This window comes from Pseudomonas sp. SLFW (genome assembly GCF_009905615.1).
Classification (GTDB): Bacteria; Pseudomonadota; Gammaproteobacteria; order Pseudomonadales; family Pseudomonadaceae; genus Aquipseudomonas; species Aquipseudomonas bambusae.
In genome coordinates this window covers 1-19000 of the sequence record NZ_JAAAKW010000004.1, presented here as the reverse complement: position 1 = coordinate 19000, position 19000 = coordinate 1, and the positions used below count along the sequence as shown (strand labels likewise).

Genomic DNA, 19000 nt, shown 5'->3' with positions numbered 1-19000 from the left:
ACTCCCACAGGGGCGGGTTCATTCAGAAGCGGTAGTTCAGCGCCAGGCTGGACAGCACAGTCCGGTTGGCTTGGGAGCCGGCTTTGCCACCGTGATACTCGCGTTCCCCCGTCTTCAGATTCTTTTCAAGCATGCTGCCCTTGGCCTCGGCGTACGTTTGATAATCGACGTTCCCCTTGAGCGATAGCTGCGGCGTCAATTTATACGACACGCCCACTGCCAAGCTCTGCATTTTTCCACGATTGCCGTTGTTGCCGGTGAAGGTGACGTTGCGAAGATGATGCTGGTCGTAGTCCCGAGCTTTGACCCACTGGCTGTATTTGAAGCGCCCTTCCAGCGTCCAGTTGTCGTGGGTGTACAACCCGACCAGCCCCACAAACGGCGTAGCGAATGTTTGTTCATAGCTGATGCTTTTCAGTTTGGCGGGAATCTGGCCAGTGATATCTCGGAAACCGTCATCCGATGAATACGTAAAGCGTCCGCCCTTGGCTTCCCAGCCGAACTCGCTGTGCTGGTAGCCGAGCATCGCGCCTAACGCCAGATCCTCCCGCTTGAACGCCCATACCGTGGCTGCGAATTCGGCTTGCCAGGCTTTCTTCACCTTGGTGTCCGGGTGGTCCGAATAGTCGGTCCAAGGCTCGTCCTCGCCGTCCATCCAGTCGTAATCCTTCATGTGGCTACGACCCTTGCCCATCTGCGTCCAGCCCTTGGCATCCAGCGACAGCCATTCGGCGGGGTTAAACGTCACCCCCAGGTGCAACGTTGGCACCTGTTTGATAGCCCAGTTGAGCTGGCTGAGTTTTTTGCCCTCGTCGTAGACTTTTTCCCTGGACTGACCATTGAGCAGTCCCAGCCCCACACTCAGTTCAACATCCCCCGCGCCAAACCGCTGTTCCTCGGTGACATGAGCATGGGCCAACGCCTCTTGCCCCAATGCGGCCAACCCCAGCAACGCCCACGTATTCCGTGACTTCATCAACTCGCCCATACCTTTTTATTGGAAGAAACGCTCGCTGCCCACGCAAGGCATCAACAAGCGGCGAAAGGATGAACGTGACGGCAGGACGTTTCTGCCAGCCGATTCGTATCAGGGTGTGTGAAAGCTGGACGCTAGGACAGGGAGGTTTCCTACAGGATTGGGCGATCAGTGTTGCGGATACGCATAAAAAAGGGCCGCCCGCGTTCACGGGCAGCCCTTGTCAGTAAAGCTAACGGCGATTACGCCAGGCTTTTACTCACCACTTCATACACGTCCGGCGACAGCTGACCGGAAGCGCGAATCCGCTCCAGTTCGCCCTTCATCAGCGCCTGACGCTTGTCGTTATACTTGCGCCAGCGGGTCAGCGGGGCCAGTTGGCGCGACGCGATCTGTGGGTTGAAGCCGTTCAGCTCGATCACCAGATCCGCCAGGAAGCGATAGCCCGAACCGTCTGCCGCGTGGAAGTTGATCAGGTTTTGCCCGGCAAACGCGCCGATCAACGCCCGCACCTTGTTCGGGTTCTTCATCGTGAAGGCCGGGTGCTGCATCAGGGCTTTCACACGTTCCAGACCGCCCGGCAAGGTGCTGCCAGCCTGAACGCTGAACCACTGATCCATGACCAACGCGTTGTCCTTGAAGTTCTCGGCGAACACCGCCAACGCCTTGGCCTTCTCGGCTTCGAACGGCGAGTTGACCAGCACGGCCAGCGCGGTCAGACGCTCGGTCATGTTGTCGGCGCTGTCGAACTGTTCGATGGCCGCCGTCAATACCTCTGGTTTGCCGGTCAGCATCAGGTACGACAGCGCGATGTTTTGCAGGGCGCGGCGGGCGAAGTGCTCGGACTCGGCCACATACGCCGTCCGCTTGGACACCTCGCGGTTAGCCTCGTAACGCTTCCACAGCGCCTCGCTCAGGCTGTTCGCCAGTTGCTGACGGGCGAACTCGCGGGCGGCGTGGATAGCATCGACGTCGGCCACTTCGCTGATTTCGGTGAGGTAGGCCTCCCCCGGCAACGACAGCATTTCCGCGACCATGGCCTGATCCAGCGATTCGTCGGCCAGCACCGTGCCCAGCGCGGTGATCAGACGCTGATCCAGCACCAGCGCCTCGCCTTTCTGATGCTGAGCGACCAGTTCCTGCAACACCTGCACCGACAGCTGCTGACCGGCATCCCAGCGGTTGAAGCCGTCGCTGTCGTGTTGCATCAGGAACATCAGCTGGTCGCGGTTGTACGGGAAGCTGAGTTTGACCGGCGCCGAGAAGCCGCGCAGCAGCGACGGCAGCGGCTGCTCGTTAATGTCGACGAAGGTGAAGATCTGTTCGGCTTCGGTCACAGCGATCACGCGGGACGTGCCGGTGGCCGAGGACTCGCCCTGCAAGCGCAGCGGAATTTCCTGACCTTGCTTGTCGAGCAGGCCCAGGGAAACCGGGATCACGAACGGCTTTTTCTCTTCGCCTGGCTGACCGGGGGTGGTCGGCGCGCTTTGGCGGAAGGTCAAGCTGTAGGTTTTGGCTGCGGCGTCGTAGGACTCGGTCACCGCCAGACGTGGGGTGCCCGCTTGCGAGTACCAGCGCTTGAACTGGGTCAGCTCGATGCCGTTGGCGTCTTCCATGGCCTTGACGAAGTCGTCGCAGGTCACGGCCTGGCCGTCATGGCGCTCGAAGTACAGGTCGCTGCCCTTGCGGAAGCCGTCAGCGCCCAGCAGGGTGTGGATCATGCCGACCACTTCCGAGCCCTTTTCGTACACGGTCAGGGTGTAGAAGTTGGAAATCTCGATGAAGCTGTCCGGGCGCACGGCGTGGGCCATGGGGCCGGCGTCTTCGGCGAACTGGTGGGTGCGCAGGTAGGCGACGTCCTGGATGCGCTTGACCGTGGCCGAGTTCATGTCGGCGGAGAAGCCGGAATCGCGGAACACGGTGAAGCCTTCCTTGAGCGACAACTGGAACCAGTCGCGGCAGGTCACGCGGTTGCCCGACCAGTTGTGGAAGTATTCGTGGGCGACGATGGCCTCGACGCGCTGGTGAGCGGCGTCGGTCGCGGTTTCGGCGCGGGCCAGCACGGCGCTGGAGTTGAAGATGTTCAGGCCCTTGTTTTCCATGGCGCCCATGTTGAAGTCGTTGACCGCCACGATCATGAAGATGTCCAGATCGTATTCGCGGCCGTAGACCTCTTCGTCCCAGCGCATGGATTTCTTCAAGCTGTCCATGGCGTGCTGGCACTTGTCGATGTTTTCCTGCTCGACGTAAATGCGCAGCGTGACTTTGCGGTCGGTCATGGTGATGAAGGTGTCTTCGATGCACCACAGGTCACCGGCCACCAGCGCGAACAGGTAGGCCGGCTTCTTGAACGGGTCTTCCCAAGTGATCCAGTGACGGCCATCTTCGGAAGGACCGGCTTCGATCGGGTTGCCGTTGGACAGCAGGATCGGGAAGTCCTGTTTGTCGGCGATCACCGTCGTGGTGAAGCTGCTCATCACGTCCGGGCGGTCGAGGTAATAGGTGATCTTGCGGAACCCTTCGGCCTCGCACTGGGTGCAGAACATGCCGCTGGACTTGTACAGGCCTTCCAGTGCGGTGTTGGTTTCCGGGTGGATCTTCACGCTGGTGTCGAGGGTGAAGGTCGCGGATTTGGGGTGGACGGTCAGGTTGTCCGGGGTCAGTTCGTAGTCATCCGATGCCAGGTCCACGTCGGCCAGCTTGACCGACAGCAGTTCCAGCAACTGGCCGTCCAGAACCAACGGGGGCAAGCCTGCGCCCCTTTCCGGATTGCGGCGCATGACCAATTGCGCGTGCACCAGCGTGTGGTCGTCGAACAATTCGAAGGTCAGGTGGGTCTCGTCAATGAGGTACTCAGGCGCCTGATAATCCTTCAGGTAAATCATTTTCGGCTGTTCGGTGCGCATGATGCTGTCCTTGTTCTTTGAGCTGAAAATACGAGGCTAGTGGTGCACGGCGAGCTGATAGGCCGTGTACTTGCGGATGTTGATCACGCCGGTGTCGAAGATCAGGTATTGACCCTTGATGCCCAACAACGTGCCCTCGGCAATGGGGTCCTTGTCCAGGTTGAAGCTGACGATCTTGGTCGGGTAGGCCTCGACCGGGTAGCGGATCTCGATCGGCTCGACATCGTTCAGCAGCTGGATGGCTTGCAGGCCGAAACGCGCTTGCAACGCTGTCAGACCCTCAGTGCAGGACTCGAACAATTGCTGACGGATGGCCGCCAGGTCAACCGATGGCGCATCGCCTTTGAGTAATGCGCGCCAGTTCGTGCGGTCGGCCACCTGACTGCGGAACAGGTCTTCGACAAAGCCCGATTGCTGACGGGTCGCCACGCGCACGATCGGCAACGCCTGACTGGCACCCTGATCGAGCCAGCGGGTCGGCAGCTGCGTGGCGCGAGTAATGCCGACTTTCACGCCCGACGAATTGGCCAGGTAAACCACGTGATCGGTCATGCAGAATTGCTCGCCCCAGGACGGATCGCGGCAGGTGCCGTGTTCGTGGTGGCACTTTTCCGGGCTCATGATGCACACATCGCACTGCGCCAGTTTCTGCATGCAGGGGTAGCAATAGCCCTGGCTGAAGCTGGTTTTGGTGCGACGGCCGCAATGGCTGCAATGGATGGCACCCAGGTATTCCAGGCGCACGCTCTTGCCGATCAGTGGATTGACCGGGATTTCCGAGTCACCCAGACGAAACGCGTATTGCACCTGCGTGGCGTCAAGCCGCGCAGACATTTTGTTGACGGAACCTCGACCCATTTCGATCAATGGATGGCATCCGATTTGAAGAGAATGTTCGGCACCGGCGCCGATTTTGACGCGCATTCCTGCGGGCCCATGTAGCCGATGCGCTGTTCTTCGGGCACGTTGCGCACTTCCCAGGCGATCAGCGCCTGCAGCGACAGTTCACGTTGTTCCTGCGTCAGCTTGCGGCCATCGGACCACTTGCCGATCTCCACGGCCAGTTTCAGGCTCTCGTAGATGTCCGGGGTGATGTTTTCGATCATTTCGACAAAAGAGGACATTGGGTTCTCCCAGAATTAAGCGAGCAATTTTAAGGGGTACGGCGCGCCAATGCACCGCCCACAAGACCTGTTGCACAACCGATGATCAGTCCGCCGACGTGCGCCCCGTTGGCGATTTCGCCAAACCCCAGGAGGCTGATCAGCCCGGACATACACAGCACCAGCCACGCCAGCATCATCACCAATACGCCGCGAGGCAGGCGATAAATGGGGTTGGGTGCGAGCAATTGAAAGATCCAACAGTGACCGAGCAGCCCGTAAAGCACCCCGGACAGCCCGCCGAACAGGCTCGGACCGCTCCAGAAATACTGGCCGTAATTGGAAAACGCGCTGAACGCGAGGGTCAACCCCAGCAAATGCCAGCTGCCCTGACGCATCTCGATGCGTCGCCCCAGCTCCCAGAACCAGAGGGCGTTCATCACCAGGTGCAGGATGCCGAAGTGGATCAGCATCGGCGACACGACCCGCCACCACTGCCCTGCCGCCAGCGTGACGCTGACCGGGGTGAACATCACGTAATCGCCGCTGACGCGGAAATCGTTGAAGGTCAGCCAGCTCAGCGCTTCATAGTTGTCGCCCAGCAGCGTTACACCCGCAACGATCAGGCACAGCAGCAGAAAGACACTGGTCACCGGGCTGCTGCGCACTTGCAGCAAAGGGCTTGGGCGAGTCTGCGCCACGACCTCACGACCCGGCGGCAGTTGCGCCGTGGGGTCGCCTTCCGGGTATTGCTGATAGAGCTGGCGCACGTCGTCGGCCAGTTGCGGCGCGTCGGGCACCCACAGCACTTGCTGGCCCGCCTCTTCGCTGACCCGGTGCGGCACGTTGAGGCGCCGCAGCAGTTCGACGAAGCCGCTCAGATCAGTGTTCAACGGCAGACGCAAAACGGCGACCGGATTCATGGGGTACGGCTCATTGCGAAAGGCTCATTGGGAGGTTTCTGGTCGCTTCACATCGACCCACACGAACTTGTTCGGGTCGATTCGGGTTTCCTGGTCCAGTCGATACGCCACCAGCTTGCCGTACAGCACCGCGCTGTAATCCAGGCACGCGAGGTTCGGGCGGATCGGCGCGGGCACGCCGCTGCGCCAGTAGTGACCGACGAACAGCAGCGGCTCATCGACCCCGTAGCGCAGCAAGGCGCTTTTCTCGGTGTCGGACAGCGGCCGCTTGGCCACGGGCTCGGGCAACGCATCCGGCTGGAACACCACATCGCCGTAGGTCTGCGGGTTGTCTTCCCAGAACTTGGTGCGGAACGAGGCGCGGGTCAGGCCGTCGCCGCCGGTGAGCGTCATGCCGTGGGGCAAGCGCATGTCGGTGCCGCGCAGCAGGCGGTCGAACACCGCGCTGGCGAAGCTGCCGGGCACGGCGGACGCCTGAACGAACGCCTGATCCACCCGGCCATCGCCATGGGCGCTGCGCAAGGGCTCGATCAGGTTGGCGTCCCAACAGGCGTGTACCAGCCGGAAGCGTTCGGCGTCGATGAACAACGGCAGTTCGTAGAACCACTTCAGGAAGTCATTCCAGTCAGCGGGATGCCCTTCGAATTGCGCCAGGGTTTCGCCCAACAAACGGGCATGGCGTGGCGTGTGTTCGCGCACGAACTGCTTGCCACTGTCCGGTGGCGCAGGCGTGGACCAGCCCAAAGCGTTGAATTCATGGTTGCCCATGATGCAGAACGCCTGGCCGGCCACGACCATGTCGTGAACGATGTGCAGCGCCTCGCGAATGCGCGGGCCGCGGTCGATAATGTCGCCGAGGAACAGGGCGATGCGTTCAGGGTGGCGCCATACGCCCGCCTGAAACCGGTAACCGAGGGTGTCGAGCAAGTGCTCAAGGGTCTGGGCACAACCATGCACGTCACCGATCAGATCGTAGCTACGCGCGGGATCGAGCATCAGTCGCCCCCGCCGCCAAGCCGACTGCCCCAACCGAGTTTGGTCCGGCAGACTTCGTAATAATTGTGGTCGAGCGGGTGAATCAGGCGCAGTTTCTGCGGTTTCTTTTTCACGGTCACGGTGTCACCCGGCGCGCAGGTGAAGTGGTTTTGTCCATCGCAGGAGACCTGTGGATAAATCGTCATGTCCTTTGAGACAACGATTTTCAGCTCACTGTTGCCGTCGACGACAATTGGCCGTCCGGACAGGGTGTGCGGGTACATCGGCACGATGACGATGGCGTCCAGCTTGGGGTGCATGATCGGGCCGCCCGCCGACAGCGCATAGGCTGTGGAACCGGTTGGCGTGGCGACAATCAGGCCGTCGGCTTTCTGGCTGCAGACGAATTGACCGTCGATGTAGATCTCGAATTCGATCATCCGCGTGGACTTGCCGGGGTGCAGCACCACGTCGTTGAGCGCGTCGCCTTGGCCGATGGCTTCGCCGTGGCGGCGGACTTCGGCTTGCAGCAGGAAGCGGTTTTCTACCAGATAGTGGCCGTCGAGCACCTCGGCGACCTTCACTTCCAGCTCGTCAGGGCGGATGTCGGTCAGAAAGCCCAGGCTGCCCCGGTTGATCCCTAGCACCGGGACGTTGTGCTTGGCCAGCGCCCGCGCCGCGCCCAACAGGCTGCCATCGCCACCGACGACGATGACCATGTCGCAGACCTCGCCCAGCATCTTGCGCGACGACGTTTGCATCCCGTGCCCCGGCAGGACCTCGGCGATGGCGTCTTCGAGAATCACATGCAGATGCCGCGACACCAGGAATTTCTTGAGCCGGCGAACGGTCTCCAGCACCTGGGAACTGCCCAGGCGACCGATGATGCCGATATTACGAAATTGCTCCATGGGGCTCCCGCAGGGTTCAGGCACAGAAAGAACGCGATTATGGGCGAAGGGGTCGGGGGCGGCAAATGGGGCGCGTCCATAATGCCCTGACGACGAAGGACATGTGTCGCCTGCACCGGCGTATCGCGAATGAATTCGCTCCCACAGGTGTTCAGTGGTGCCCCGTAGCCCGGGCTTGGCGCAGTCTCAACTGTGGGAGCGAATTCATTCGCGAAAAATGGGTCCGGCAACGGAGATGTGTCGGCTACCGACCTATCGCGAATAAATTCGCTCCCACAGGGGTTCAGTGGTGCCCCGTAGCCCGTGCTTGGCGCAGTCTCAACTGTGGGAGCGAATTCATTCGCGAAAAATGGGTCCGGCAACGGAGATGTGTCGGCTGTACCGACCTATCGCGAATAAATTCGCTCCCACAGGGGTTCGGTAACGCCGCGCATTCAGAGGCGTCCGCCCTGCTATCCTGAGCCCATGACCCCCTTCCCGACCCTCACCGCCCTGCCCCGTCAACTGCGCACGCCTCAGGTGCGGGATCTGGCGTGGGCGATTCTGTCGCCGCCGATGCTGGCGGTCACCGAGTGGCCGCAGCGTCATCCCTTGAGCGGCAGTGACTGGGTGCAACATCCCCAGGCGCTGGAGGCCTTCTTACGGCAGCTCGATCAGGACAGCGGCGAACTCGTGGAATGGCTGTCGCGCAGTTCGATCCGCCGATTGGGTCTTTATTACGAACGTCTCTGGCATTTCGCGATTCATCACGCGCCAGGGGTGGAGATGCTGGCGGCCAACCTGCCGATTCGCATCGGGGGGCATACCTTGGGCGAGCTGGACATGGTCTTGAAGGACAGGGACGGCATTCATCACGTCGAACTGGCGATCAAGTTCTATCTGGGCGAACGGCACACCGACGGCCATGACCCGGCGAACTGGCTTGGGCCGGGTTCTCATGACCGACTGGGGCTGAAACTGGCGCACTTGCATCAGCATCAATTGCCGATGTCCGGGCGTGAGGAAAGCCGCCACGCACTCTCGGCACTCGGGATCGAATCCTTCAGCGCCGCGCTGTGGCTGGGGGGGTATCTGCTGTATCCATGGCCGGACAGCGGCGCATCCCCGCAAGGCGCGCACCCCGAGCATCTTCGCGGCACATGGGTGCATCGCAAGGACTGGGCCGCCTTCGCTCTGCGTCACGCCGAAGGTCGCTGGCAACCGCTGCCACGCCATGCGTGGTTGGGGCCTGCCCGGTATGACGAGGTGTGGAGCGCAGAAGCGTTCGAGGCCTGGCGCCACCAACTCGCGCCCACGGCTCAAGCGCAATTGCTGGTGCGCCTGACTGAACACCCGGACTACCATTGGCAAGAGGCCGAGCGGGTATTTCTGGTGTCAGACCGGTGGCCGCACGCCCCGGAAGACGACGAGGTCAGACACTCAATCGCAACACCAGCGCCGCCAGTGTGATCAGCAGCACCGGCAACGTCAGCACGATGCCGACGCGGAAGTAATAGCCCCAACCGATGCTGACGCCTTTCTGCGCCAGCACATGAAGCCACAGCAACGTCGCGAGGCTGCCGATGGGCGTGATCTTCGGCCCCAGATCGCTGCCGATGACGTTGGCGTAGATCATCGCTTCCTGCAACGGGCCATGGGCGTGGCTCGCGTCGATGGACAGCAGGCCGATCAGCACCGTGGGCAGGTTGTTCATCACCGAGGACAGCAGCGCCGTCAGTACACCGGTGCCCATTGCCGCGCCCCACAGGCCGTGTTCGGCGAAGCGGTCGAGCCAGCCCGCAAGGTAAGTCGTCATGCCTTCGTTGCGCAGGCCGTACACCACGAGGTACATGCCCAGCGAGAAAATCACGATCTGCCACGGCGCTTCTTTCAGCACCTTGCCGGTGGAAATCTGATGCCCCTTGGCCGCGATGCCCCACAAAATCGCGGCGCACACCGCCGAAATCGCACTGATGGGAATACCCAATGGCTCAAGCGCAAAGCACCCCACCAGCAGAATCCCCAATACCCACCAACCGGCGATGAACGTGGGTCGGTCGTGGATGGCCGACGAAGGCTCGGCAAGCTGCGAGGCGTCGAAGGTCTGCGGGATGTCCTTGCGGAAAAACAGCATCAGGATCGCCAGCGTGGCCGCGACGCTCACCAGGTTGACCGGGACCATCACCGAGGCGTAGCGATTGAAGCCGATGCCGAAATAGTCGGCGGACACGATGTTCACCAGGTTCGACACCACCAGCGGCAGGCTCGCGGTGTCGGCGATGAAGCCCGCCGCCATGACGAACGCCAGCGTGGTTGCCGGGGAAAACCGCAGCGCCAGCAGCATCGACATGACGATGGGCGTGAGAATCAGGGCCGCGCCGTCGTTGGCGAACAGCGCCGACACCAGCGCGCCGAGCAGCACGATGAACGCGAACAGCCTGCGCCCTCTCCCCTTGCCCCAACGCGCCACGTGCAACGCGGCCCAGTTGAAGAATCCGGCTTCATCGAGCAACAGGCTGATGATAATCAGCGCGATGAAGGTGCCGGTGGCGTTCCAGATGATGTGCCAGACCTGCGGAATGTCCGACAGGTGCACGACGCCGAAGAGCAACGCCAGCACGGCGCCGAACGTCGCACTCCAGCCGACGCCCAGCCCTTTGGGTTGCCAGATCACCAGGGTGATGGTGACCAGAAAGATCAGGACCGCTATCAGCATCAGCGTTTCGTTCTCGGAAGCAGGATCGCCAGGATGCCCAGAAGCGGGAGGAAGGAACACAGCGTGTAGACATACACGATGCCGTGAAGGTCCGCGAGGTGGCCTAATAATGCGGCGCCGATGCCGCCGAAGCCGAACATCAGGCCGAAGAAGATCCCGGCGATCATGCCGACGTTGCCTGGCACCAGCTCTTGTGCGTAAACGACGATGGCCGAGAACGCCGAGGCCAGGATGAAGCCGATGATCACGCTCAGCACGCTGGTCCAGAACAGGTCAGCGTACGGCAGCGCAATGGTGAACGGCGCCACGCCAAGGATCGAGAACCAGATCACCGCCTTGCGGCCGATCTTGTCGCCAATCGGCCCACCGAAGAAGGTGCCCGCCGCAACGGCTGCGAGGAACATGAAGAGGTGCAACTGCGAGCTGGCGACCGTCAGCTGGAATTTCTCGATCAGGAAGAAGGTGAAGTAGCTGGTGAAGCTGGCCATGTAGAAATACTTGGAGAACACCAGCATCGCCAGCACCACCAGCGCGCTGGTCACCCGGCCTTTGGACAGGCCGTGGGTCGCGGCGTGGCCGGCCTTGAGCTTGAACAGCGCCAGGTGCTGTTTATACCAGCGGCTGATGACGTACAGCAGGCCCACCGAGAACAGTGCGATCAGCGCGAAGTAGGCGATGTGGCCTTGGCCAAACGGGATGATGATCGCCGCCGCCAGCAAGGGTCCGATGGCCGAACCGCTGTTGCCGCCCACCTGAAACGTCGATTGCGCCAGGCCGAAACGCCCACCGGACGCGAGTCGGGCGATCCGCGAGGCTTCGGGGTGAAACGTCGAGGAACCGATGCCGATCAGGCCCGCCGCCAGCAGAATCAGCGGAAAGCTGCCCACCGTCGCGAGCATCAGCACCCCGGCCAGAATGCACAGCGACCCTACCGGCAAGACCAGCGGATTGGGGTGGCGGTCCGTGAAATAACCGACCCAGGGCTGCAGCAGCGAGGCGGTGACCTGGAATGTCAGGGTGATCAGGCCGACCTGGGTGAAGCTCAGGCCATACGAGGCTTTGAGCATCGGGTAGATCGACGGCAGGATCGACTGAATCAGGTCGTTGAGCAGGTGCGCCAGCGCCACTGCGCCAATGATGCGCAGGACCAGCGGGCTGGATTGGGGGATCGCGGAAGTCGCGGTCGAAGGGCTGGTGACGGCCATCGGGTTCATCCATCGAACGGGTGATGTGCCGCACGCAATTGATGACAAGAAATGTCAGCGGCACTGAGGGCCGTAAATGTGCCATTTTTTGGGGCGGTGTTGCCATGTTTTGTTGCGGGAATTGTGAGCTGCGGGGTGCCCGCACTCGCGCGACCTGTAGGAGTGAGTTTGCTCGCGATGGCGGTCTACTCATGATGAAAATATCGCTGAATGATCGCTATCGCGAGCAAGCTCGCTCTTACAGGGGGGTCAGGCGATGGACTGGGCAGCGGCACGCCGCTCCAGCGACCCGTCCACGTCATGCAGCGAGACCTTCGACGTCTCTGGCAACGCCAACCCGCCCACTAGCCCCAGTGCCGCGACCATGATCAGGTAAAACGCCGGTGACAGGTTGCTGCCCGTCAGGCCAATCAGCCAGGTCGCCATCAGCGGTGCGGTACCGCCGAAAATGGTGTAGGCAATGTTGTAGGTGATCGCCGAGGCCGTATAACGCGTGCGCGTGGGAAAGGTCTCGGACAGCAGCGCCGCCGTGACCACGTTGCACAGCACCGCGCCGGTCGCCAGCAGCATCACGCCGATGATGGAGCCTGCGAACGAACCGGAACTGGCCATCAGGAACGACGGATAGACCACCCCCGCCAGCAGGACACAGGCGGTAATCACCGTGGCTCGACGCCCGACCTTGTCAGAAAACGCCCCGGCCACCGGGCACAACAACGACGCAAACAACAATGCGATCAACGACACCAGCAATGCGGTGGCGCGGGTTAGACCTCCGGCCACTTGCAGGTAGGTCGCGAAGTACGTGGTGAACATATAGAAGGACAGCGCCGTCAGCGAGATGAATGCGCCCAGAGCGAGAATCGCGGCGCCGTGGTTGCGCAGGGTTTCCTTGAGCGGCGAATGGGCCACGGCGTGTTCTTCGGTGACGGCCTGGAAGGCCGGAGTTTCGTCCAGTTTCCAGCGCAGGTACAGGCCGACCAGCCCGAGGGGCGCGGCGACCAAGAACGGCAGGCGCCAACCCCAGCTGCTCATGGCATCCGCCGACAGCGAGGCTTCCAGTGCGTAGGCGAAAATTGCTGCTGATGCGAACGCCGCGAAGGTCGAGACCGGCACGAAGCTGCCGTACCACGCCCGTTTGCCCCGAGGCGCGTGCTCCATCAGGTAGGCGCAGGCCCCCGCGTATTCACCCCCGGCGGAAAAGCCTTGGGCGCAGCGGATGATGGTCAGAAGGATTGGCGCGATCACGCCGATGGCGGCGTAGGTGGGGAGCAGCCCAATGATCGTGGTCGCCCCGGCCATCAACAGAATGGTGAAAGCCAGGGTGCGTTTGCGGCCGATCTTGTCGCCGAGCATGCCGAAAAACACACCGCCCAAGGGACGGAAGGCGAAGGCCACAGCGAACACGGCGAAGGTCTTGAGCAGCGCCGCGCTGGCGTCGCCGCTGGGGAAAAATTGCTGAGCGATAGTCGTAGCTAAAAATCCGTAGACCGCAAAGTCGAACCATTCGACAAAATTGCCGATGCCGGCCGCCACGATGACTTTTCTCAGGGTGGCAGGGTCAACCTGCTCGATGGCTGGAGTGGTCATGAAAACCTCGGCGCGCGTAGGAAAGATCCGATTATCGGTACAGCGCCTGAGCCGCCTTACTCCAGAAGTGTCGTCGACGTACTCAGGACCGACCTGTCATGGGGTCTGATCCGCAGGATTCGTGCCAGAGGCGCTGGTTTAGGGCATTCACCTCAAATTGAACGGCTCGACGCTAACTCTCTGTAGGAGCGAATTCATCCTGGGCGGCGATCCGACGAAAAATGGACCAGGCAACGGAGAGACGTCGTCTGAACCCGCGCCTCGCGAATGAATTCGCTCCAACCGTGGAGGGATGTGTCGTTGCCGGGCTCAGTACGCGGCGCAGAGTGCGTTGGAAGCTCGCTTGCCTTGCAGACCGCCGGTATGCACAAAGATCAGCCGCGTGCCTTGCGCGAACCGCCCCGCTTCGACCGCCTGCTGCAACGCCAACACCGCCTTGCCAGTGTAGAGCGGTTCGAGGGGCACGCCGCTTTGCGATTCGCTGGTGGCAATGAAGTCCAGCAATATTGCGTCAACCTTGGCAAAACCTCCGCGACTGGCGTCGAGCAATTCGTATCGCACATCTCGGTCACCGCCGAGGATGGCGGCCACGTTTTCAGCGACCCCATGCCCTTCCGGAACCGCCATCGCCCCGTACACGCTGCGATTTTCTGCTTCGGCCAGCACCAAGCCGGCCAGCGTGGTGCCCGTTCCACACGCCAGCCACCAGCCGTCATAGTCGTCCCAGCCGATGTCGGAGAGTTGATCACGGGCCTGTTGCACGATCTCGGCGCAACCCAACGCGCCCTCCCGCCCACCGCCACCTTCAGGAATCGGATACAGCTGTGGATAACGCTCACGCCACGGCGTCCAGAAATCCGCTTCGTGTCGGGCACGATAGCCTGCATAGCCAAGCCAGTGGAGTTCCATCCCGAACGCTTGAAGGTCCAGCACGGTGGGCGTTTCCACGGCATGCCCCCGCAACAGCCCGACCGTGGAAAAGCCGAAACGCTTGCCCGCCGATGCCAGTGCGTGCAGGTGATTGGAATGCGCGCCGCCCAGACTGATCACCCCTTCGGCCCCTGTCTCTTTTGCAGCGGCGAGGTGGTGAGAGAGCTTGAACCATTTGTTGCCGCTGATCAGTGGGTCGATCAGGTCCAGACGCAGGATCGCGACGCTGACGCCGGACGCGGCGAGCCAGGGCAGGTTGAGAGGTTGGAGTGGGGCTTGGGGGAGCATGGCGTTCAGCGCGGGACGAAAGGTTCGAAGTCTACCGTGTAGCCCTGTCTGACGCTGAACCCTGTGGGAGCGAATTTATTCGCGAAGCGGCGGCACCCACCAAGCATGTGTGTCGCTCACACCCTTTTCGCGAATGAATTCGCTCCCACAGGAGCGTGCACTGCACACCCAGTGCGTAGGCTTACAACTCCGCCGCCAACCGCGAACCCTGGTTGATCGCGCGCTTGGCGTCCAGCTCGGCCGCAACGTCCGCGCCGCCGATCAAATGCACGTTCTGCCCCGCCGCTTGCAAGCCGTCGAAGAGTTCACGCAGCGGATCTTGCCCCGCGCAGATCACCACGTTGTCCACCGGCAGCACTTTTTCTTCACCCTCGGCGCCGATGCGGATGTGCAGCCCGGCGTCGTCGATCTTCAGGTATTCGACGCTGTTGAGCATCTGCACGTGCTTGTTCTTCAACCCGGCGCGATGAATCCAGCCGGTGGTTTTGCCGAGGCCGTCGCCGACCTTGGAGGTCTTGCGCTGCAACAGGTACACCTGACGCGCCGGGGCGTGGGCGTGTGGCTTGATCCCGGCGATGCCGCCCCGTGCTTCCAGCGCGCCATCGATGCCCCACTCTTCCCAGAACGCATCGCGGTCCAGACTGGTGGCGACACCCTGGTGCACCAGAAACTCCGACACGTCGAAGCCGATCCCGCCCGCGCCAATCACCACCACCGATTGACCGACGGGTTTGCGTTCCAGAATCACATCGAGGTAGCTCAGCACCTTGGGGTTATCCACGCCTGGAATCGCCGGAATCCGTGGCGCGATGCCGGTGGCCAGGATCACTTCGTCATAGCCCTTGCCCACCAGATCCTCGACCGCGACGCGGGTGTTCAAGCGCACATCAACGCCCGTGGTCTGCAATTTGCGGCCGAAATAGCGCAGCGTTTCAAAGAATTCTTCTTTGCCCGGAACGCGCTTGGCGATGTTGAACTGGCCACCGATTTCACTGGCGGAATCGAACAGCGTGACGGCATGCCCGCGCTCGGCGGCGACGGTCGCAGCCGCCAGCCCGGCAGGTCCGGCACCGATCACGGCGATTTTCTTGATCTGTTTGACCGGCAAATAATTCAGCTCGGTTTCGTGACAGGCCCGAGGGTTGACCAGACAACTGGTGAGCTTGCCGTCGAAGATGTGGTCGAGACAGGCCTGGTTGCAACCGATGCAGGTGTTGATCTCGTCGCTACGACCGGCGGCCGCCTTGTTGACGAACTCCGGGTCCGCAAGGAACGGACGGGCCATGGAGACCATGTCGGCGTCACCTTCGGCCAGAATGGCTTCAGCGACTTCCGGGGTGTTGATGCGGTTGGTGGTGATCAGCGGAATCGACACCTCGCCGCGCATTTTCGCCGTGACCTTGGCGAACGCGGCACGGGGCACCTTGGTGGCGATGGTGGGAATCCGCGCTTCGTGCCAGCCGATGCCGGTGTTGATGATCGTCGCGCCCGCCTGTTCGATGGCCTTGGCCAGCTGCACCACTTCTTCCCACGTGCTGCCGCCTTCGACCAGATCAAGCATCGACAGGCGATAAATGATGATGAAGTTGCGGCCCACAGCCTCACGAACCCGGCGCACGATTTCCACCGCCAGACGCATGCGGTTTTCATAGCTGCCGCCCCAACGGTCGGTGCGGTGGTTGGTGTGCGCCGCGAGGAATTGGTTAATCAGGTAGCCTTCCGACCCCATGATTTCCACGCCGTCGTATTCGGCGACCTGTGCCAGCGTTGCGCAGGTCACGAAATCCTGGATCTGCTTTTCGATGCCTTCCTCGTCCAGCTCCTTGGGCTTGAACGGGTTGATCGGCGCCTGAATGGCGCTCGGAGCCACTTGCTTCGGGCTGTAGGCATAACGGCCGGTGTGCAGGATCTGCATGCAAATCTTGCCGCCCGCCTCATGCACGGCGCGGGTGACGATGCGATGGTGCTCCGCCTCTTCCGGCGTGGTCAGCTTCGCCGACCCGGCATAAACGCCGCCTTCAACGTTCGGCGCCACCCCGCCGGTCACCATCAGGCCTACGCCACCCCGGGCACGCTCGGCGAAATAAGCCGCCATGCGCTCGAAGCCACCGGGCTTTTCTTCGAGCCCCGTGTGCATCGAGCCCATGAGCGTGCGATTGCGCAGCGTGGTGAATCCCAAGTCCAGGGGGGCCAGCAAATGCGGGTAGTGGGCGGCGGCCATATGAAACTCCATCAAGCATCATCACGTAGACGCGAACGCTCTTCGGGCGCTCGTCGTGTATTCAGGGACTACAGCGTAGTTCCCGTTCATGACGCCGACAGTAAACAGCATCGCAGTCGTGCTCAATGACCGAATGTGACAATTTATTGATCGAAGTGTGCAGGGCCTCGACCACCATGCTTTACGTGAAAGGTTTTCAGGCGAGATGGCCAGGGTTCAACGCCGACCGCTGTACAGCCGATTACATGCGAGGCGGTCGCTTTTCCAGGTGTTGAAATCGGTCACGATGTTCTGATTGTTGAACGTCAGTTCAAGGATGCATTCGTGATTGGACGTCGAGGTCGAAGTGGTCGGCGTCACCATGGTGCTGCCGCCCGGCCCGGCGCTGAGTTCGTTGATGCCGGTCGTCGTGGTGTTCGAATAGGCATCGTCCCATTTGGCCAGCGACAATCCGCTGGGCAGCTTCGACACGGAGGTTGGCCTGCCGAGCTTGGTGTAGGCCTCGTTGATGTTCGCCCCGACCAGTTGATTCTTGGCGATCAGGTCAGGCCCGGTAGGAATGCCGTTGGCCATGAGTTCACAGCCAGACAGCATCAGCACCGCGCCCCACACCACACAATTCCCTACTGCCTTCCCGATACGCGGCATCTTGTCGTCCCTTTTCCGGTAAAGGCCTTATTTTTTACACTTCATCCTGAAAGCGCAATCCATCGCAGGGGCGACGGGATGAATTCAGACAAACGACAGGCTAGCCGATCCAGGTCGTCTGCTGATCCGCGTGATACGAAGACCGCACCAGCGGCCCGGACGCGACATTCTTGAAGCCCAAACGCAGCCCTTCTTCAGCGAACCAGGCAAAGGTGTCAGGGTGCACGAACCGTTGAACCGGCAAGTGGCTGCGCGACGGTTGCAGGTATTGCCCCAGGGTCAGCATGTCGGTGCCGTGCTCACGCAGGCGTTGCATGACCTCGATGACTTCGTCGTCCGTTTCCCCCAACCCGAGCATCAGGCCGGATTTGGTGGGCACGTGGGGCACACACTTTTTGAAGTTTTCCAGCAGGTCCAGCGACCACTCGAAATCCGAACCGGGTCGGGCGGCGCGATAGAGGCGCGGCACGGTTTCCATGTTGTGGTTGAAGACATCGGGCGGCTCCTGCTCGGTGATGGCCAGTGCGACGTCCATGCGTCCACGGTAATCCGGGACCAGGGTTTCGAGCTGAACACCGGGCGACAGCTTTCGAATCGCGCGCAGGCAGTCGACGAAATGCCCCGCCCCACCGTCCCTCAGATCGTCGCGGTCCACCGACGTGATCACCACGTACTTGAGGCGCAAGTCGGCGATGGCCGTCGCCAGGTTGAGGGGTTCGTCGGCATCCAGCGGTTTCGGCCGCCCATGCCCGACGTCGCAGAACGGGCAACGCCGGGTGCAGATGTCGCCCATGATCATGAACGTCGCCGTGCCGCCGCTGAAGCATTCGCCCAGGTTCGGGCACGAGGCTTCTTCGCAGACGCTGTGCAGTTTGTGTTTGCGCAGCAGGGCCTTGATTCGGCCGACTTCCGGCGAGGTCGAAATGGGCACGCGAATCCAGTCCGGCTTGCGCGGAATGTCTTCGGTGGGAAGAATTTTCACCGGGATGCGCGCCACCTTCTCCGCGCCCCGTAATTTGACTCCGGCTTTCAACGGCTCCGGCAGCATGAATGACTCCTTGAATGAATGAGGCGGCTGTCGGGATTCGACGCGCGCAACGGCCGGCCGCAATGGCCAGCCGTTGACCGGGCGCTGAGTCAGGCCGAATACACCGGAAACAACGCGCACAGGCCTTTGACCTGACGGGCGACGTGGGCCTCCATCTCGGCATCGCCCAGGTTGTTGAGGATGTCGCAGATCCAGTTGGCCAATGCCGTGCACTGCGCGACCTCAAAACCTCGCGTGGTGACCGCTGGCGTGCCGATGCGCAAACCGGAGGTCACGAACGGCGACTGAGGATCGTTAGGCACGGCGTTTTTGTTGACCGTGATGTGAGCGCGGCCCAGTGCAGCATCGGCGTCTTTGCCGGTGATGCCCTGACGAATGAGGCTGACGAGGAACAGGTGGTTGTCGGTGCCGTCCGAGACCACGTCGTAGCCCCGCTGTTTGAACACCTCAGCCATGGCCTGGGCGTTTTTGATGACTTGCACCTGATAGTCACGGAAGGCGGGCTCCAGCGCTTCCTTGAAGCACACGGCCTTGGCCGCGATCACGTGCATCAACGGCCCGCCCTGCCCGCCCGGAAACAC

At 61.7% G+C, this 19000-nt stretch carries 15 protein-coding genes and 1 pseudogene; 1 reads left to right on the top strand and 15 read right to left on the bottom strand.

The window, feature by feature from the left end; genetic code table 11:
- Positions 1-22: 22 nt before the first annotated feature.
- The 7 genes from GVN17_RS08405 to GVN17_RS08375 form a co-directional block, all read right to left on the bottom strand.
- Positions 23-976, bottom strand: coding sequence for an omptin family outer membrane protease (locus tag GVN17_RS08405; RefSeq protein WP_166594791.1), 954 nt, complete (start codon positions 974-976; stop codon positions 23-25).
- A 242-nt stretch (positions 977-1218) separates the two neighbouring features.
- On the bottom strand, positions 1219-3882 hold the full coding sequence (gene pepN, locus GVN17_RS08400; RefSeq protein WP_166594790.1) for an aminopeptidase N: 2664 nt from the start codon (positions 3880-3882) through the stop codon (positions 1219-1221).
- A gap of 36 nt (positions 3883-3918) precedes the next feature.
- Positions 3919-4749: a DUF2797 domain-containing protein gene (locus GVN17_RS08395; protein WP_178115711.1), complete on the bottom strand. Its 831-nt coding sequence runs from the start codon at positions 4747-4749 to the stop codon at positions 3919-3921.
- Positions 4746-5006 carry a YeaC family protein gene (locus GVN17_RS08390; protein ID WP_062380693.1) on the bottom strand — a complete coding sequence of 87 codons (261 nt, stop codon included), beginning with the start codon at positions 5004-5006 and terminating at the stop codon, positions 4746-4748. The genes GVN17_RS08395 and GVN17_RS08390 overlap by 4 nt, the downstream gene beginning before the upstream one ends.
- 29 nt (positions 5007-5035) lie before the next feature.
- Positions 5036-5908 (bottom strand): rhomboid family intramembrane serine protease, encoded by an 873-nt coding sequence (locus GVN17_RS08385; protein ID WP_166594788.1) that lies wholly within the window; start codon positions 5906-5908, stop codon positions 5036-5038.
- 24 nt (positions 5909-5932) lie between these two features.
- Positions 5933-6904, bottom strand: coding sequence for a metallophosphoesterase (locus GVN17_RS08380; protein ID WP_166594787.1), 972 nt, complete (start codon positions 6902-6904; stop codon positions 5933-5935).
- Positions 6904-7794 carry an NAD(+) kinase gene (locus tag GVN17_RS08375; RefSeq protein ID WP_120127105.1) on the bottom strand — a complete coding sequence of 297 codons (891 nt, stop codon included), beginning with the start codon at positions 7792-7794 and terminating at the stop codon, positions 6904-6906. The genes GVN17_RS08380 and GVN17_RS08375 overlap by 1 nt, the downstream gene beginning before the upstream one ends.
- A 465-nt stretch (positions 7795-8259) precedes the next feature.
- Between GVN17_RS08375 and GVN17_RS08370 the strand changes: the two genes are divergently transcribed.
- Positions 8260-9243, top strand: a complete 984-nt coding sequence (locus GVN17_RS08370) for a DUF1853 family protein (protein WP_166594786.1) — start codon at positions 8260-8262, stop codon at positions 9241-9243.
- On the opposite strand, the gene GVN17_RS08365 is transcribed toward GVN17_RS08370, so the two are convergent.
- From GVN17_RS08365 to glyA, 8 genes and pseudogenes are all read right to left on the bottom strand, one after another.
- A complete protein-coding gene (locus GVN17_RS08365; RefSeq protein WP_166594785.1) occupies positions 9206-10489 on the bottom strand; it encodes an arsenic transporter in 1284 nt (427 codons plus the stop codon). The two genes, GVN17_RS08370 and GVN17_RS08365, sit on opposite strands and share 38 nt — an antisense overlap.
- Positions 10489-11694 (bottom strand): MFS transporter, encoded by a 1206-nt coding sequence (locus GVN17_RS08360; RefSeq protein WP_166594784.1) that lies wholly within the window; start codon positions 11692-11694, stop codon positions 10489-10491. The genes GVN17_RS08365 and GVN17_RS08360 overlap by 1 nt, the downstream gene beginning before the upstream one ends.
- A gap of 249 nt (positions 11695-11943) precedes the next feature.
- Complete coding sequence (locus GVN17_RS08355; protein ID WP_166594783.1) at positions 11944-13284, bottom strand: MFS transporter; 1341 nt, start codon at positions 13282-13284, stop codon at positions 11944-11946.
- A 309-nt stretch (positions 13285-13593) separates the two neighbouring features.
- Entirely contained in the window at positions 13594-14502 is a 909-nt protein-coding gene (locus GVN17_RS08350) for a 1-aminocyclopropane-1-carboxylate deaminase/D-cysteine desulfhydrase (RefSeq protein WP_166594782.1), read from the bottom strand.
- Positions 14503-14683: 181 nt separating this feature from the next.
- Entirely contained in the window at positions 14684-16723 is a 2040-nt protein-coding gene (locus GVN17_RS08345) for an NADPH-dependent 2,4-dienoyl-CoA reductase (RefSeq protein ID WP_166594781.1), read from the bottom strand.
- A 216-nt stretch (positions 16724-16939) separates the two neighbouring features.
- A complete protein-coding gene (locus GVN17_RS08340; protein WP_166594780.1) occupies positions 16940-17371 on the bottom strand; it encodes a hypothetical protein in 432 nt (143 codons plus the stop codon).
- Positions 17372-17471: 100 nt separating this feature from the next.
- On the bottom strand, positions 17472-18419 hold the full coding sequence (gene lipA / locus GVN17_RS08335) for a lipoyl synthase (protein ID WP_166594779.1): 948 nt from the start codon (positions 18417-18419) through the stop codon (positions 17472-17474).
- An 89-nt stretch (positions 18420-18508) separates the two neighbouring features.
- Positions 18509-19000, bottom strand: a pseudogene (gene glyA, locus GVN17_RS08330) (serine hydroxymethyltransferase); the annotation flags it as partial.

Bases quoted from the DNA above. Each gene is read 5' to 3' on its own strand.
- GVN17_RS08345 (WP_166594781.1), bottom strand. From the start codon at position 16,723: ATGGCCGCCGCCCACTACCCGCATTTGCTGGCCCCCCTGGACTTGGGA.
- GVN17_RS08385 (WP_166594788.1), bottom strand. From the start codon at position 5,908: ATGAATCCGGTCGCCGTTTTGCGTCTGCCGTTGAACACTGATCTGAGC.
- GVN17_RS08370 (WP_166594786.1), top strand. From the start codon at position 8,260: ATGACCCCCTTCCCGACCCTCACCGCCCTGCCCCGTCAACTGCGCACG.
- GVN17_RS08365 (WP_166594785.1), bottom strand. From the start codon at position 10,489: ATGCTGATAGCGGTCCTGATCTTTCTGGTCACCATCACCCTGGTGATC.
- GVN17_RS08380 (WP_166594787.1), bottom strand. From the start codon at position 6,904: ATGCTCGATCCCGCGCGTAGCTACGATCTGATCGGTGACGTGCATGGT.
- GVN17_RS08390 (WP_062380693.1), bottom strand. From the start codon at position 5,006: ATGTCCTCTTTTGTCGAAATGATCGAAAACATCACCCCGGACATCTAC.
- GVN17_RS08405 (WP_166594791.1), bottom strand. From the start codon at position 976: ATGAAGTCACGGAATACGTGGGCGTTGCTGGGGTTGGCCGCATTGGGG.
- GVN17_RS08350 (WP_166594782.1), bottom strand. From the start codon at position 14,502: ATGCTCCCCCAAGCCCCACTCCAACCTCTCAACCTGCCCTGGCTCGCC.
- GVN17_RS08355 (WP_166594783.1), bottom strand. From the start codon at position 13,284: ATGACCACTCCAGCCATCGAGCAGGTTGACCCTGCCACCCTGAGAAAA.
- GVN17_RS08375 (WP_120127105.1), bottom strand. From the start codon at position 7,794: ATGGAGCAATTTCGTAATATCGGCATCATCGGTCGCCTGGGCAGTTCC.
- GVN17_RS08360 (WP_166594784.1), bottom strand. From the start codon at position 11,694: ATGGCCGTCACCAGCCCTTCGACCGCGACTTCCGCGATCCCCCAATCC.
- lipA (WP_166594779.1), bottom strand. From the start codon at position 18,419: ATGCTGCCGGAGCCGTTGAAAGCCGGAGTCAAATTACGGGGCGCGGAG.
- pepN (WP_166594790.1), bottom strand. From the start codon at position 3,882: ATGCGCACCGAACAGCCGAAAATGATTTACCTGAAGGATTATCAGGCG.
- GVN17_RS08340 (WP_166594780.1), bottom strand. From the start codon at position 17,371: ATGCCGCGTATCGGGAAGGCAGTAGGGAATTGTGTGGTGTGGGGCGCG.